The organism is Solwaraspora sp. WMMB335, from assembly GCF_049179075.1.
Lineage (GTDB): Bacteria > Actinomycetota > Actinomycetes > Mycobacteriales > Micromonosporaceae > Micromonospora_E.
The window spans coordinates 752,865-769,881 of sequence record NZ_JBMHMF010000001.1 but is presented as its reverse complement, the minus strand read 5'-3'; the positions used below and the strand labels follow the sequence as shown (position 1 = coordinate 769,881).

4 protein-coding genes are annotated in these 17,017 nt (G+C 73.3%); all 4 read left to right on the top strand.

The features are described 5' to 3' along the window. The 4 genes from asnB to ACN27F_RS02965 all read left to right on the top strand — a co-directional run bounded on the left by asnB (nt 1) and on the right by ACN27F_RS02965 (nt 17,017). Nucleotides 1–1,872 carry an asparagine synthase (glutamine-hydrolyzing) gene (gene asnB, locus ACN27F_RS02980; RefSeq protein WP_421431017.1) on the top strand — a complete coding sequence of 624 codons (1,872 nt, stop codon included), beginning with the start codon at nt 1–3 and terminating at the stop codon, nt 1,870–1,872. Between the two features lie 204 nt (nt 1,873–2,076). After that, nucleotides 2,077–8,451 (top strand): amino acid adenylation domain-containing protein, encoded by a 6,375-nt coding sequence (locus ACN27F_RS02975; protein ID WP_421431016.1) that lies wholly within the window; start codon nt 2,077–2,079, stop codon nt 8,449–8,451. Continuing rightward, on the top strand, nt 8,448–11,759 hold the full coding sequence (locus tag ACN27F_RS02970) for a non-ribosomal peptide synthetase (protein WP_421431015.1): 3,312 nt from the start codon (nt 8,448–8,450) through the stop codon (nt 11,757–11,759). The genes ACN27F_RS02975 and ACN27F_RS02970 overlap by 4 nt, the downstream gene beginning before the upstream one ends. After that, on the top strand, nt 11,756–17,017 hold the full coding sequence (locus ACN27F_RS02965) for a beta-ketoacyl synthase N-terminal-like domain-containing protein (RefSeq protein WP_421431014.1): 5,262 nt from the start codon (nt 11,756–11,758) through the stop codon (nt 17,015–17,017). Before ACN27F_RS02970 ends, ACN27F_RS02965 begins: the two co-directional genes overlap by 4 nt.

Here is a 17,017-nt window from a genome sequence, read left to right as displayed (position 1 = left end):
ATGTGCGGACTGGTGGCGCTCTGGTCGCCCGACGCCGGGGTGGCACCAGGCGATCTGGCCCCGATCGCGGTGCTCCGGCACCGGGGCCCGGACGCCACCGGGTGCTGGGTCGCCCCCTCCGGCCGCGCCGGGCTGGCTCAGGCCCGGCTGGCCGTGGTCGGGATCGCCAACGGGGACCAGCCGGTCCGCAACTGGGCCGGTGACGTACGGGCAGTGATAAACGGCGAATTCTACGACCATCGGCGGTGGCAGCGGAAACTCGTCGCCCAGGGGCACCGGCTGCGGACCGAGTCCGACAGCGAGATCGCCGTACACCTCTATGAGGAGGATCCGAGCGGATTCGTGGAGTCGCTGCGCGGCGAGTTCGCCGTGGTGCTCTGGGACGAGAGCCGGCAGCGGTTCCTGGCCGTGCGCGACCGGTTCGGCGTCAAACCGCTGTACTACACCTGGATCGCCGGGCGACTGGTGGTGGCGTCCGAGATCAAGGCGCTCCTCGCCGCGGGGGCGGTACCCCGCTGGGACGCCGAGTCGTTCCACGACTACCTGCATGCCTGTTTCGCGCCGGACCGGACCCTGTTCGCGGGCATCTTCCAGGTGCCGCCCGGGAGCATGCTGCGTGCCGATGCCGACGGGGTGCGGGTCGTGCCGTACTGGGACCTCGACTACCCGCCGGCCGGGCAGGTGGCCGGCCCGGCGCTCCCCGTGGGCGAGGCCGCGGCCCTGGTGCGCGGCCAGGTCGAGGAGGCGGTGCGGCTCCGGCTGGTCGCCGACGTGCCGGTAGGTTTCCATCTCAGCGGCGGCCTCGACTCCTCGGCGGTGGTGGGAGTCGCGGCGGGTCACGGTCCGCCACGGACGTTCACGGTACGGTTCCCGGGGTCCACCCTGGACGAGGGCGAGGTGGCCGGGCGGACGGCGGCCTACTGGGGCGCCGACCACCACGAGGTGATCGTCGACGGCGCACGGCTCTCGGCGCACCATCCGGAGGCGGCGCAGACCGGTGAGATGTTGCAGGAGAACGGCCACGGTGCCGCGCGGCTGGCCCACAGTTCGGCGGTCCGGCGGGCCGGGCTGCGGGTGGTGCTGGCCGGCGACGGCGGCGACGAACTCTTTTGCGGCTACCGGCATCTGCACGCCGACCTCGCCCTGGGCGTGGTGGCGGATCCGGCCGTCCGGCAGCGGTTCGCCCGGGTGCTGGCCGCCGCGCCGGCGATGCCGACCCTGCGAGGCACGCTCGACCGGCTCGGGTTCCTGCCGGGCTGGCTGGTCGACCGGCAGCTGACCACCACCTCGGTCGTCCGGCCGCTGCTGCATCCACAGTTGCGGGCGCGGTTCGTCGATCGCGACAGCCTCGGCGGTCTCATCGACGCGGCCTGGCCACAGCTCGACGGGCGGGCGCCGGTGCACCAGTCGCTCTACCTGTTTCTCCGGACCTGGTTCTGCAACTACATGCTGGCCGCGGAGCGGCTGGACATGGCCCGGTCGGTCGAGGTTCGGCTGCCGCTGCTGGACCACCGGTTGTTCGAGGCGGTGCGGTCGTTGCCGTTGGCCGAGTTCCGTCGAGGGCAGGTCAAGCAGGTGTTGCGCGACGCGATGACCGGCTATCTGACCGCAGAGGTGCGCGGCGGCGAGAAGCGGCCGTTCTTCGCCCCGCCGGGCAACCGGCCCGCGCGGGCGGCGGTCGGGATCCGGCGCTGGATCGACGAGGGGGTGCTCGACGGTGCCGGCCTGTTCGATCTCGGGGCGGTGCGGAGCTTCCTGGACCGGATCGCCGGTGACGCACGTGCGGTGAGCCCGGTGTCCGACCGGCTGCTACACGTCATCGGCAGTGTCTGCGCCCTGCGGCTGCGCTACGGCCTGGTCGGTGAGGTGTGACCGCGGTTGCCCGACGCTCCATGATCCGCAGCCATTGCTCCGGTCGGCCGCCGCGATTAGCATTTGATTTACCTACTCGAATATGCAGATCTGTGGGGTGGCTTGGCGTGATTTCTCTCGTTACTGCGCAACCTGCTCCAACGGACAGGACGGCAGGCGAGACGCCGCCGCGACCGACCCCATTCCCGGCCTGAGCGGCACGCTGTGCATACCACCGCCACCGACGATTCGACGTTTCTCGCCTCGCCGGTCCAGATCCGGCTGCGACAACTCGTCGGCGCCGCCGTCCGGGCCCGGATCCAGGTCCGCGGTCCGGTCGACGTGTCCCGCCTGGCCGACGCCGCCCGAGCCGTGCTCCGACGGCACGAATCGCTGCGTACCACGGTCAGCGACCTCGGGGACGGCACCGTGACCCAGACCGTCCACTCCGGGCCGATGCCGGCCTCGGTCACCGTCGGGTCTGCCCCACCGGACCCGTCCGACGGTGCCGGCGTCGACCTCGCCACCGGGCCGGCGGTCCGGATCCGTGTCGGGCCGGCGGACGACGGAACGGTCGACGTCGACGTGGCCGGGCACCCCGCGGTCGTCGACCGGACCTCGCTGCGGCTGCTGGCGGCCGAACTCGCGACACGGTACGAGCGACCGCACACCGACGACCCGGACGACGTCCTCCAGTACGCCGACTTCGCCGCCTGGCACCACGATCTGCTCGACGCCGCCGACGGTGCCGCCGAGCGACGCGCCTGGGCGGAGCAGTTGACCGCGACCGAAACGGCCGCCACGCAGCCGCCACCTCCGGCCGGAAGCGGCACGCGGACCGTGGACTGGCGCTGGGAAGCGGCCCTCACCGCCCGGCTGGCGGCTCTCGGTGCGGAACTCGGCCATACCGTACCGGACCTGGTGGCCGGCGTTTTCGCGGTCGTCGCCGCCCGGTTCGTCGGTGCCACCGACGTGGTCCTCGACGTCGTCTACCCGGCCCGCGGGTACCCGGCCATCTCCCGTGCCGTCGGCGCCTTCGCCCGGACCGTTCCGGTACCGGTACGGGCGGACGTGGACCGGCCGACGGCGGACCTGCTGGCCACGGTCGCCGGGGCGGTCGCCTCGGGCCGCGCCCGCATCGACCACCTCGACCCCCGTCTGGCCCAGCCTAGCGACGGCGTCCCGTGGTTCGGCTTCGAGTACGCCCAGGCACCCGCGCCGGTGCACGCCGGCGACGTGGTCTTCCACCTGCTGACCGAGACCGACCTCGTCGACACGTCCGCTGCCGGCCCGCCGGGCGTCCGACTGGCCTGCCTCGAACGGGCCGACGAGACATGGATCCGGCTCGGCTACCACGACGGGGTGCTCACCCCGGCCGCAGCGGCCGGGTTCGGCGAATGCCTCGTGACCGCACTGCGCGACCTCGTCGACCGGCCCCGGACCCCACTCGGCCGGCTTCGACTCGTCTGCGACGCGCACCGCGCGCGACTGCTGACCCGGGGCCGATCCGTCGAGCCCGCCCGGTGGGCCGGCCCGGTCCAGGACACGATCGCCGCCCAGGCGGCCCGGACTCCGGACGCCGTCGCCGTGGTGGCCGGGTCGGACGAACTGACCTACCGCGACCTCGACCGGCGTGCCGACCAACTCGCCAACCACCTGTACCACCTGGGGGTCGCCAGGGGAGAGCCGGTGCTGGTCAGCCTCGACCGCGACACCGACCTGCCGGTGGCGCTCCTCGGCGTCCTTCGGGTCGGGGCGGCCTTCGTGCCGGTCGACCCGGCCCATCCGCCCCGCCGGCTGGCCCACCTGCTCACCGACACCGGCGCCCGGGTCCTCATCGGCACCTGCGCGCACCGCACCGAGCCGCTACTCGCCGGCGCCCGCCACCGGATCGTGCCCGCCGAGGACTGGTCCACGGTGCGGGCCGCGTCCCCCCGCCCGGCCGGCCCGCCGGTCGGGCCGGACGACCCCGCCTATGTGCTCTACACCTCCGGCAGCACCGGCAAGCCCAACGGGGTGCTGGTGCCCCACCGCGGGCTGGCCAACTATCTCGGCTGGTGCGTCGAGGCGTACGGAATGCGCGACGGCACCGGCGTGCTGACCCACTCGTCGATCGGCTTCGACTTCACCCTGACCACCCTGCTCGGTCCGCTGCTGGTCGGACAGCGCGCCCTGCTCATGCCCGACGGCGGAGTCACCGCCGTCGGCGCGGCGTTGCGGGCGGGCACCGATCTGACCCTGGTCAAGCTGACCCCGACCCATCTGGACCTGCTCGGCCCCATGCTGACCGGCGACCTGACCCGCTCGGTGCGCACCCTGGTCGTCGGCGGCGAGGCGCTCGACGCCCGGTCGACGGTCCGGTTCCGTGACGCCGGCGTGCGGGTCGTCAACGAGTACGGCCCCACCGAGACCGTCGTGGGCAGCATCACCTACCTGGTCGGCGACGACGATCCGGACTCCGGGCCGGTACCGATCGGGCGGCCGATCGCCGGCACCAGCATCTCGGTGCGGGTACGGACCACACCGGGAAGCGACGGGACGCTGCCCGACCTGGTTCCCGACGGTGCTGTCGGCGAAATCTACATCGGCGGCTCCGGCGTCGCCATCGGCTACCTCAACCAGCGGGAGCTGACCGGCCGGCGATTTCTGACCGACCCCGACGACCCGGACCCGGGCCGCTGGTACCGCACCGGCGACCTCGGCCGGTGGCGACCCGACGGCGTCCTGGAATACCTCGGCCGGGCCGACGCGCAGGTCAAGGTGAACGGCGTCCGGGTCGAGCCCGGCGAGATCGAGGCGGTCCTGCTCGACCACCCGGACGTCGCCCAGGCCGTCGTCGTGCAGCGCCGCGACGAGGACCCGGGCGGTTCGTCACCCCTGGGCGGACACCCGTTTCTCGCCGCGTACGTCGTCTGCCGTCGGCCGGGCCCGGCGGTGGACCGTGGGACGCTGCTGGGGCACTGCCGGGACCGGCTGCCCGAACAACTGGTCCCCCGCGCCATCCTCGTCCTGCCCGGCCTGCCGATGACCGTCAACGGCAAGCTGGACCGGGCCCGGCTGCCAAAGCCGGGCGTGCGGGTACGCCCCGACGTCGACCTGGTCGCTCCACGCACCGACGTCGAGGAGATCCTCGCCAACTCGGTGGCCACCGTCCTCGGGCTCGACGCGGTCGGCATCGACGACAACTACTTCATCCTGGGCGGAGATTCGATCCGCAGCATCATGGTGGTCAGCCGGGCCCAGGCACGGGGGATCGACGTCTCCGTGGCCGAACTGCACGCCCACCCGACCGTCCGGGCCTGCGCCGAGCATTTGCTGGCCCGCTCCGCCACGGTGCCGGCACCGGTGAGCGAGCCGTTCTCCCTTCTGTCCGACGAGGACCGCGCCCGAGTCCCGGCCGGCGTGGCGGACGCCTTCCCACTGAACCTCCTCCAGGAAGGCATGATCTTCCACCGGGACTTCGCGGAGAAGTCGGCGGTCTACCACGCGATCGCCTCCATCCGGCTCCGGGCACCCTACGACGGCGAGGCCCTGCGCGCCGCGGTCGACCAGCTCGTCGCGCGACACCCGATGCTGCGTACGTCGTTCGACATGAGCGGATTCAGCCGGCCGCTGCAGCTCGTGCACGCCGACTTCGAGTCCCCGCTGTCCACCGAAGACCTCCGGGCGCTGCCGCCCGCGCGACGGGTCGAACGCGTCGACGCGTGGATCGCGGCGGAAAAGGCACGTGGATTCGAACTGCACGAGTACCCGCTGATCCGCTTCCGGGTCCACCGCCTCACCGACGATGAGTGGCAGTTCACCTACGGCTTCCACCACGAGATCGTCGACGGTTGGAGCGAAGCGCTCATGATCGCCGAACTGTTCAGCCAGTACTTCGCCGTCGTCTTCGACGAGCCGGTCGCGCTGCGCGCACCCTCGTCCACCATGCGCGACGCCGTCGCGCTGGAACTGCAAGCCCTGCAGGACCGCCGCCACTACGAGTTCTGGGAGCGGTACCTGGACGGGGCCACCGTCATGCGGCTGCCCCGCCCGGTCGGCGGCCCCCGGGCCGACAAGGGCGCCCGGGAGATCGTACGCATCGAGGTGCCGGTGCCGGCCGAACTGTCCGACCGGCTCAAGCAGGTCGCCCGCGACAGCGCCCTGCCGATGAAGAACGTGCTGATGGCCGCGCACCTCGCTGTGATGTCCACCTACGGCGGACACGCCGACACGCTGACCTACACCGTCGGCAACGGTCGTCCGGAGAGCGCGGACGGCAGCTCCGCCATCGGCCTGTTCGTCAACAGCCTCGCCCTGCGGGTAGCCACGCGGGGCGGCACCTGGCGCGACCTGATGCTCGCCGGCCTGGAGTCCGAACGGGCGTCGATGCCGTACCGGCGGCTGCCGATGGCCGAGCTCAAACGGCACCAGGGCAGCGAGCCACTGGCCGAGACGCTGTTCTTCTTCACCAACTACCACGTCTTCGGAGTTCTGGACCGGTGGACCGAGCGCGGCGTCGGCCACGTGGCGACCGACCTGTACGGCGAGTCCACCTTCCCGTTCTGCGCCATCTTCCGACTCAACCGGCAGACCGGCGACCTCGAGGTCCGGCTCGAGTACGACAGTCTGCAGTTCTCGGCGGAGCTGATGGCGGGCGTACGCGAGTGCTACGCCGGGGCGCTGGAGGCGATCGCCGCCGACCCGGACGGTCTCTACCACGCCCGGACCCGTGCACCGTCGGCCGATCTGGCCCGCCTGCGCGAGGTCGGCTGGGGGCCGGCCGCCGCCGCCGACGACCGGTGCCTGCACCACCTCGTCGAGCAGTGGGCGGTGCGCACGCCGGACGCGGTGGCCGTGCAACACGACCTCGCGATGGTCAGCTACCGGGAACTCGACCGGCGCGCCAACCGGCTCGCCCACCTGCTGCGGGCGCACGGCGTCGGCCCGGAGAAGGTCGTCGGCGTACTCGTGGAACGGTCGGCCGGCATGATCGTGGCACTGCTCGCCGTGCTCAAGGCGGGCGGCGCGTACCTGCCTCTGGACCCGACGCAACCCGGCGAACACCTCGACATGGTCCTGACCGACGCCGGCTGCGACCTCGTTCTCGCCCAGGCCGACCCCGCCGTGCGGATGCCGGCCGGCATCCGCACGCTCCCGGTCGACGCGACGATCTCGGCCGCCGCCGGTCAATCGTCGGCGGCACCGGCCACGGCCGTGGCACCCGGCAACGCGGCATACCTGATCTACACGTCGGGCTCGACCGGACGGCCCAAGGGGGTCGTCGTCGAACACCACTGCGCGGTGCGGTCCACCCTGGCCCGGCACACGGCGTACCCCGAGCCGGTCGAACGCTACCTGCTGCTGTCCTCGTACGCCTTCGACAGCTCGGTCGCCGGGATCTTCTGGACCTTGAGCCAGGGCGGCACCCTGCTGCTGCCGGCAGAGGGTGCCCAGCGCGAACCGGCCGACCTCGTGGACCTCGTCGCCACCCGGCGGCCGAGTCACACCCTCGGGGTACCGTCGCTGCTGACCCTGCTGCTCGACCAGGGTCGCGGCGGCGACCTGCACTCCCTGCGGGCGGTCGTGTCCGCCGGTGAGTCGTGTCCGGCCGACCTCGCCGGCAACGTCGCGCGTTCGCTACCCGCCGGCACGCTGCACAACGAGTACGGCCCGACCGAGGCGACGGTGTGGGCGACCCTGTGGTCCGTCCCGCCCGGGTCGACCACACCCGCCGACGAGGTTCAGCTGCCGATCGGCCGACCAGTCCAGGGAGTCCACGTGCTTCCGGTCGACCACCACGGCCATCTCGTACCGATCGGGGTCGTCGGTGAGCTGCACATCGGCGGTGCCGGCGTGGCCCGCGGCTACCATCGGCGACCCGCCGAGACGGCGGCCAGCTTCCTGCCCGATCCGTACGCCGTGGAGCCGGGTCGGCGCTGGTACGCCACCGGCGACCTGGGACGGGTACTGCCAACGGGCGACCTGGAGTTCCACGGCCGTAACGATCACCAGGTGAAGATCCGGGGCTTCCGGGTCGAACTCGGCGCGGTCGAGGGCGTACTCGAGGCCCACCCGTCGGTACGGCGGGCGATCGTCGTCGCCGAGGGCGACGCCACCGGCGAACGGCGCCTGGTGGCGTACCTGGCAGCGGTCGCCGGGCAGCCGGTGTCCGCCGAGGCGGTCCGGGACCACGTACGCGAACGCCTGCCGAGATACATGGTGCCGTCGGCGGTGGTGGTGATGGAGACCCTGCCACTGACCGCCACCGGGAAGATCGACCGGTCGGCGCTGCTTCCCGTCGAGCACGCGCGCCTGTCCGACGTCGCCGAGTACGTGGCACCGCGCGACGAGATCGAACGCGCCATCGCCGCGATCTGGTGCAGCGTGCTGAAGCTGGACCGGGTCGGCGTGTACGAACGGTTCTTCGACATCGGCGGCGAGTCGCTGCGTGCCATGCAGGTGATCGCCGCCACCAACAGGATGTTCGGCACCACGCTGTCGGTCCGGACGCTGTTCGACGCCCCGACCGTCGTTCAACTCGCCGCCCGGGTCGGCGCGGTGGGTGCGGGCAGCACCGGCCGGCCGACTCCGGACGAGCGGCTGGACGGTCCGGAATGAACCGCCCCCGCGACGGCCGGCTCGCCCTGACGCCCGGCCAGCGCGGGTTGTGGTTCCTGCACCGACTCGACCCGCAGGACACCGCGTTCAACTGCTGCACCGCGATCGACCTGGTCGGAAAACTGCGGGTCAGCACGCTGCGTCGTGCCGTCAGCCAGGTCGGCCGCTGGCACGACACACTGCGCACGGTGTTCGTGGACGAACCCGACGGTCCGTGGCAGACGGTCCGCGACGAGCCACCCCGGCCACGGCTGGTCGACCTGAGCGGCGTACCCGCCGCGGACCGCGACGGTGTGGCACGGCGGCTGATCGGCGAACTCAGCCGGCGACCGTTCGACCTGGGCACCGACGGCCCGGCCCGGTGGCTGCTGATACGCCTCGGCCCGGTCCGGCATCTGCTCGTGCTCGACCTGCACCACCTGATCTTCGACCGGGACTCGCTGGCCGTGATCTGCGCCGACCTCACCCGGTGCTACACCGCCGGCCTTCGCGGCCTGCCCCCGAGACCACGTCCGGCCGGCGACGACGCCGTCGCGGCCGCCCACGGCTGGCACCTCGACCGCCCGGCCCTGCCCGTCGCCGACCTCGACACCGGCGGGGACGGCCGCGTCTTCGCCGGCGGCGGTCGTACCGGCGGGCAACCGTCCCGGTACACCACCCGACTGGACGGTGCCGACATCACCCGGCTGGGCAGGCTCTGCGCCGCCGAGCGCGCCACCCCGTTCATGGGGTTGCTCGCCGTCGTCACCCTCCTGCTGAACCGGTACAACGGACAGCCCTCGACCATCGTCGGCACCCCTGTCTCGCTACGCGACGGGCCCCGCTACGGCGACGTGGTCGGTCTGCTGGTGAACGTCGTCCCGCTGCGACTGCGGGTCGACCCACGGCAGTCGATGCGTAGCCTGCTCCGCCAGGCCCGCGACGTCGTGCTCGACGCGCTCGCCCGGCGCGCCGTACCGCTGAACCGGCTGACCGGTCCGGTCGGGCCGGTCGGGCCGGTCGGGCCGGAAGCGGGGAACCCGTCCGTGCCGGTGCTGCTGACCTACCAGACGGCCACCCCGGCGCCCCAACTGCCCGGGCTGGAGTGTGCCGTCCAACCGGTGCCGGTCGCCGCCGCCAAGTATCCGTTGACGGTCGCCGTCACCGCCTGCGACACCGGCTGGCAACTCGAACTGGAGGCCGACCCGCGCTACGCCACACCGGCCGAACTGGCGGCCTTCGCACAGCATCTCGCGACGTTCGTCCGCGCGCTCGGCCGCGACCCGGACGCCCCGACGGCCGCCGTCGATCTGCTCGATCCCGTACAACGTGCCGAGGCGCTGCGTGGCTCGTCGGGCCCGCGGCGACCGCAGGACCCGACCACCGGACTGCACACGCTGGTGTCGGCGATGGTGCGCGGGCGTCCTGACGCGGTCGCCGTCGTCGCTCCCACCGGCGGTGACCGGCTGCATGTCAGCTACGCCACGCTCTGGCGGGCCGCTGGCCGCCTCGCCCGCCTCCTGCGCGACCGTGGGGTCGGGGCGGAACGGACCGTCGCGGTCCTGCAACCACGGGGGATCGGCATCCCCGTCAGCTACCTCGCGATCCTGATGGCCGGCGGGGCCGTGGTGCCACTCGACCCGGACGATCCCGACGGGCGGATCCGCGCTCTGCTGGCCGAGGCCGGGGCCACCGTCGTGGTCACCCACCGGCCGCTGACCGATCGGGTCGCCGGCCTCGGCGTGCCATCGGTGATGGTCGACGATGTGCTGCGGCCGATCGGCGGTGGGCCCACCCGGCCCCCGGCGGCCCCCGGCGGCCCCCGGCGGTCCGTCGTCGCCGCGCGGACACACCCGGAGCAGGCGGCGTACGTGATGTTCACCTCTGGCAGCGCCGGGCGGCCCAAGGCCGTCGTGGTGCCGCACCGGGGCATCGTGAACCGGGTCGCCTGGGCGCAAGAGGCCCTGCCGCTCCGGTCGGCCGAACGGGTGCTGCTCAAGACCTCCCTCGCGTTCGACGTCTCGGTCCCGGAACTGTTCTGGCCTCTGGCGGGCGGCGGCTGCCTGGTCGTCGCCGAACCCGGCGGCGAACGCGACCCCCGTTACCTGGTCGACCTGATCCGCCTCGAACGCATCGGCTACACCCACTTCGTACCGTCGATGCTCGCCCCGTTCCTCGCCGAGGTCGCGGCCGTCGGGGACCGGCTCGCGTCGCTGCGCACCGTTGCGTGCAGCGGCGAGGCCCTTTCCGACGAACTCGCCCGCCGGGCGGCGACGCTGCTCGTCGCCCGGTTGTACAACCTCTACGGCCCGACGGAGGCGTCCGTCGAGGTGCTCGCCTGGGAATGTGACCGTGACGCCCGGATCCCGGTCGCCGTCGGCCGGCCCATCACCAACACCCAGTGCCGCGTCGTCGACGGGCGGATGCGGCCGGTGCCCGCCCAGGCGGTCGGCGAACTCGCCCTCGGCGGTGCCTGCGTGGCCCGTGGCTACTCCGCCCGGCCCGGACTCACCGCCGAGAGCTTCGTGCCCGCACCGGGCGCCGCCGGTGAACGCTTCTACCGCACCGGCGACTACGGCCACCGCGGCCCCGACGGCACCGTGCACCTGGTCGGCCGACGCGACCAGCAGATCAAGCTGTTGGGGCGTCGCATCGAGCCGGACGAGGTGAGCGCGGCGCTGCGTCGGCAACCCGGAATCCTGGACGCGGCGGTGGTCGGCCACGCCAACCGTCTGGTCGCCTTCGTGGTCACCGGCGGCGTCGGCGACGAGACCGGCGGCGCTAGCGACGAGACCGGCGGCGCGGCCGGTGACGAGACCGCGACCCGGGCCCGCGTACTCCGCGCCCTGCGCGCCGAACTGCCCGCGTACCTGGTTCCGGCCGTGCTGGAGTTTCTGCCCCGGATTCCGCTGCTGCGCACCGGCAAGGCCGACCGGGCCGAGCTGACCCGGATGGCCGGGCAGCTGACGCCGCGGGGCACCGCCACCGCCGCACCGCGCACCGACCTGGAACACATTCTGGCCCAGGCGTGGCGGACGGCCCTCGGGAGATCCGAGATCGGCATCCACGACGGCTTCTTCGAGGCCGGCGGCGACTCACTCGCGTTGCTGCGGCTGCATCGACAGCTGGTCGGCGAGGTGGCGCCCGACCTGACGGTACGGGAACTGTTCCGGTACGCCAGCGTCGCCGCGCTGGCCGAATACCTGGCTGACCGACCCGGTGCGGTCCACGCTGTCCGCAAGGCCGCGCAACGGGCCGCCGATCGCGCCGAACGGCGACGCGCCGCAGCGGTCAGCCGCCCCCGGCCGACCGGACGGGGACGGACATGATGGAGTCGATCCTCGACGCGGCCGAGCCGATCGCCGTCGTCTCGATGGCCGCCCGCGTCCCCGGGGCCGACAGCGTCGAGCAGTTCTGGGACAACCTGCGCGGCGAGGTCGAGTCGATCACTCGGTTCCAGGGCCGTGACCTGCTGATGGACGACCACGACCCGGAACATGTCCTGCACCCCCGGTTCGTCGGCGCGGAAGGTCTGCTCGACGACCCGGCCATGTTCGACGCGTCCTTCTTCGGCTACCCGCCGCACGAGGCCGACATCATGGATCCGCAGCACCGACTGTGCCTGGAACTCGCCTGGCAGGCGTTCGACGCCGTCGGCGTCGACCCCGCGACGACCGGTGCGCCGACTGGCGTCTTTCTGGCCACCGGGCTGAGCACCTACCTCGTGCGCAATCTCCTCACCGGCGATCCGCACGTACGACGGGCCCGGCAGCGCCGCGACGGCCTGCACCTGCTGATGCACAACGACAAGGACTTCGCGGCGACCACTGTCTCGTACAAGCTCGGGCTGACCGGGCCGAGCTTCGCCGTCGGCTCGGCCTGCTCGTCCTCACTCGTCGCGGTCCACCTCGCCGTACGCAGTCTGCAGGGCCACGAATGCGACCTCGCCCTGGCCGGGGGAGTCGCGGTTCAGACGCCGCACGGCCAGGGCCACGTCTGGACCGAGGACGGCGTCTACTCGCCCGACGGCCGCTGCGCCGCCTTCGACGCGTCCGCCGCAGGCACGGTCGGCGGCAACGGCGGCGCGGTCGTCCTGCTCAAGCGGCGCTCCGACGCGCTGCGCGACAGCGACCACATCCACGCCCTGATCCTCGGCACGGCCGTGAACAACGACGGTGCCGCGAAGGTCGGGTTCACCGCACCGGCCGCCGCCGGGCAGACCGAGGTCGTCATCGAGGCCCAGGCGGTCGCCGGCGCCCCACCCGAGTCGATCGGATACGTCGAGGCACACGGGACCGGCACCCGACTCGGCGACCCGATCGAGGTCGCCGCACTGACCGAGGCGTTCCGGGCCGGAACCAGCCGCCGCGGCTACTGCCACCTGGGCTCGGTCAAGTCGAACATCGGCCACCTCGACGCCGCCGCCGGCATCGTCGGCCTGGTGAAAGCGGCGCTGGCGGTCCGGGACGCGGTGATTCCGGCGAGCCTGCACCTACGTCACCCCAATCCCGTCATCGACTGGGCGAACTCCCCGTTTCGGGTCTGCGACCGGACCGTCGCCTGGCCGGCCGGTCCCGGACCGCGCCGGGCCGGCGTCAGCTCCTTCGGCATCGGTGGGACCAACGCCCACGTGGTGCTCGAACAACCGCCGCCCCCGCCGATCCGGTCCCGGGCGCTGCGTCACGAGCAGGTCCTCGTCCTGTCCGCCACCAGTCCGCAGGCGTTGCGACGCACCGCCCGGGACATCGCCGGGCACCTGCGTGCCGACCCGGCGGTGGACCTCGCCGACGTCGCCGCGACCCTCGCCCTGCGCCGGCCCCTGCCGTACCGACACGCCGTCACCGGCCTGGACCCGCAGGACGTCGCCCGGCAACTCGACCGGATCGCCGTACCGGACACCCCCGTCTCCGACGACCCGGCCGTGGTGATCGCTCTCGGCGACCAACCGTGGACAGTGACCGTCGCGCGCGGCGCCGAACCCGTGCTCGACCTGCACCTGGCCGAGTGCACGCGGTTGCTGGCCGAGGCGGGCGCGGATCCGTCCACCCACCGACCGTCGGCCGCCTTCGCCGTCGGCTACGCCCTCGGCCGTACCCTCACCGGGTGGGGCGTACCGGTCGGCGCGGTGCTTGGCCGCGACGTCGGTGTCCTGGTGACGGCCACGCTGACCGGCCGGCTCGCCCTCGTCGACGCGGTCCGGGCGGTGGCCGGCGACGGCCCGTCGGCCGGCTCTGCGGATCGTGCCGACGAGATCGGTCGACACGCCGAAGCCGGCCCGGTCGTGGTGGTGGCGGCCGGCGTCACCCGGACCGCACCGCCGCAGCACCCCGCGTTCCAGACACCGCACCGGCTGGTGCCCGTCCTACCCACCGGGTCCCGACCGACGCTGACCCCGTTGTTGGCCGAGCTGTGGACGGCCGGCTGCGCCGTCGACTGGGCGGCCGTCCACCGTCCTCAGCGGCACCGCCGCGTCGCCCTGCCCGGCCACCGGCTGCACCGCCGCCGGCACTGGATCGACCCGATGCCGCAGCCGGCGCCGGTGGACGCCCTCGCCGACCTCGGCCCGCAGCTGCGGGCCGCGCTGGCCGCCGAACCCGGCGAACTACGCGGGGTGGACGACCACCGTGGGCTGCGTGCCGCACTGGACGGCTTCTGCGCCGAGCTGATCCTGTGGTACTTCACGCGGGCCGGAGTCGACGTCCGCGCCGGCCGCGCCTACGAGGTCGCCGACCTCACCGACCGGCTCGGCGTCCGGGCCCCGTACCTGCCCTTCGTCGACGTCCAACTCGCCGCACTGGCCCGGGACGGGCGGGTGGACCGCACCGGCACCCTGGTGACCTTCCGGACCGGGCCGGACCTTTCCGGCGTCGACCGGGCCCACATCGACGCGAGCGCGGCCCGGCTCACGCACACCTACCCCGGGTTCGCCGGGCTCGTCGAGCTGCTGGTCCACTGCGCCGAGCACTACCCTCGGGCCCTGTCGGAGGCCGGCGAAGGGCTCCGCACGCTCTACCCGGACGGCCGGGCCGACCTGTTCACCCGGACCCTGACCGAGCGGACCGTCGAACACCGTGCCGTCGGTCGGCTCACCCGGCTCGTCGGGCAGGCGCTGCGACGGCTCACCGACGGATCGGGCCGCCCCCTGCGGATCCTGGAGGTCGGTGCCGGCACCGGCGCGCTGACCCGGGAGGTGACCGCGACGCTCGGCGCTGACCGGGCCGTCTACCACGCTACCGACATCTCCCGGTCGTTCGTGTCCCGACTGGCCGCGCAGGCGCGCCGCCGACGGCTCGACTGGGTCCGCGCCGGCGTCCTGGACATCAGCCGGAACCCGGCCGACCAAGGGCTCGCCGGCCGCCGCTACGACGTCGTGTGCGGGCTGGACGTACTGCACGCGACCCCCGACATCCGGGCCAGCCTGACCCAGCTGCGTTCGCTGCTCGCCCCGGGCGGGCTGCTCATGTTCGTCGAGACGACCGCCACCGACCGCTGGTTGCCGATGATCTGGGGCCTGTCGGAGGCATGGTGGTCCGCTGTCGACGGACGGCGGGGCGGCCCCCTGCTCGACGCCGCGCGATGGGCCACCCTGCTCGACGGGATGGCCTTCGCCGCGACGGACGTCGTCATCCCGTCGACCGGGCCAACCGACGGCGCCCTCCTGCTGGCCCAGGAACCCGGCTCTCCCGCCGCCCCGCCAGCCGCGACCGCCGAGCGGTGGCCCGCGAAACGCCCCGACCTGACCGGCTGGACCTACCAGCCCGGCTGGCGGCACGTCCCACCGCCGATTGCCGGCCCGCCGGTGGACGGTGACAGTTGCCTGCTGCTCAGCGACGGCGGTCCGCTGGCTGACGAGATCACCCGGCGACTAACCGACCACCAGGTGGCCGTGGTCGCGGTGGCCAGCGTCGACCGGCCGGGACACCGGACCATCGACCCCGCCGACCCGCAGCCGTACCGGTTGCTCGTCGACGAGCTCGCCGCCACCGGACGCCCGGTCGGCCTGGTCGTACACCTGTGGGCCCAGCAGGAGGCGGAGGCTCGGGGAAGCGCCGCCGGCCCGGACACCGTCGACCGCAGCCAGACCTACGGCCTGCACAGCCTGCTGAACGTCGCTCGCGCCCTCGGCGGACAGCGGCAGCCGGTCCGACTGGTGACGGTGACCAGCGGCGCCCAGGACGTGCTCGGCGACGACCTGACCCATCCGGAGAGCGCCACCGTCCTGGCCGCGGTCAAGGTCATCCCGCGCGAGTTCCCGGCCGTGTCGTGCACCGCCGTGGACCTTCCAGCCGCTGCCGGTCGGCAACCAACCGCAGCGGCCGACCAGGTGGTCGCCGAACTGCTCGGCGCCGACCGGTCCACCGTGGTCGCATACCGTGGTCGACGCCGGTTCGCCGCCCACCATGCCGCCCGCCCACTCACCCCGCCCGGCAGTCGGCCCTGCGTGGTCCGACCACGCCCCGGCGGTGTGTACCTGATCTGCGGCGGTCTCGGCGGGATCGGCCTCGCCATCGCCGGCTGGCTCGGTCGGGCCGGCGGCCGGCTCGCGCTGACCACCCGCCGCCGCCTGCCGGCCGAGCCGGACTGGGAGAACCATCGCGGGGCGCCCGCAGGCGATCCGGTCGGTGACGCCGTGCGCCGGCTGCTGAGCCTTCGCGACCAGGGCATCACGGTCGCCGTCCACCACGCGGACCTGACCGACCTCGCCGCGATGCGTACCGCCGTCGCCGAGACCGAGCGACGGTTCGGCCCGTTGACCGGCGTCGTACACGCGGCCGGTGTGCCCGACACGGCCGGGATGATCCTGCGTCGCGGCCGTGCCGACACCGACGCGGCGATGGGCGCCAAGACCCGGGGGGTGCTGGTGCTCGACACCGTGCTCGGCGACCGTCGCCTGGATTTCCTCGTCCTGTGCTCCTCGATCGGCACCGTCCTGCACAAGCTCAAGTTCGGCGAGGTCGGATACGTCGCCGGCAACGAGTTCCTCGACGCGTACGCCGCATACCGGTCGGCCCGGCACCCGGGGATCACCGTGTCGGTCGCCTGGACCGACTGGAGCGAGGACGGCATGTGGGCCACGGCCCAGCGGCGACGCGGTCCCGCCGCGTCGAAACCGTTGCTGCCCGGAGGCCCCGGAGCAGACGGTGACCTGCTCGGCGCGATCAGCCGTGCGGAAGGAACCGAGATTCTCGACCGGGTCCTCACCCACGGCGTGGCACCCCGGATCGTGGTCTCGAGTCAGGACCTCGACGAACTGCTGCGGCGACACCAGGCGTACCCCGACCAACCGGCACCGGCCGAACGGGCCGGGCCGGTCCCCGCGGCCATGACCGGACAGGCGCGGGGACCCGTGGCCGGCGTGCCGCAGCGTGTCGCCGCGCTGTTTTCGTCCCTGCTCGGCGTACCGGAGGTGGCCGGCTCCGACGACTTCTTCGACCTCGGCGGCGACTCCCTGCTCGCCCTGCGGCTCCTGGCGATGCTGCGCGACGAGTACGGCGTCGAACTGACCATGGCCGAGGCGTTCGACCACCTGACACCCGCCGCGATCGCCGCCATGGTGCAGCGCGCGGTGGCGGGGGTGGTCGGGTGA

Bases quoted from the DNA above. Each gene is read 5' to 3' on its own strand.
- asnB (WP_421431017.1), top strand. From the start codon at position 1: ATGTGCGGACTGGTGGCGCTCTGGTCGCCCGACGCCGGGGTGGCACCA.
- ACN27F_RS02970 (WP_421431015.1), top strand. From the start codon at position 8,448: ATGAACCGCCCCCGCGACGGCCGGCTCGCCCTGACGCCCGGCCAGCGC.
- ACN27F_RS02965 (WP_421431014.1), top strand. From the start codon at position 11,756: ATGATGGAGTCGATCCTCGACGCGGCCGAGCCGATCGCCGTCGTCTCG.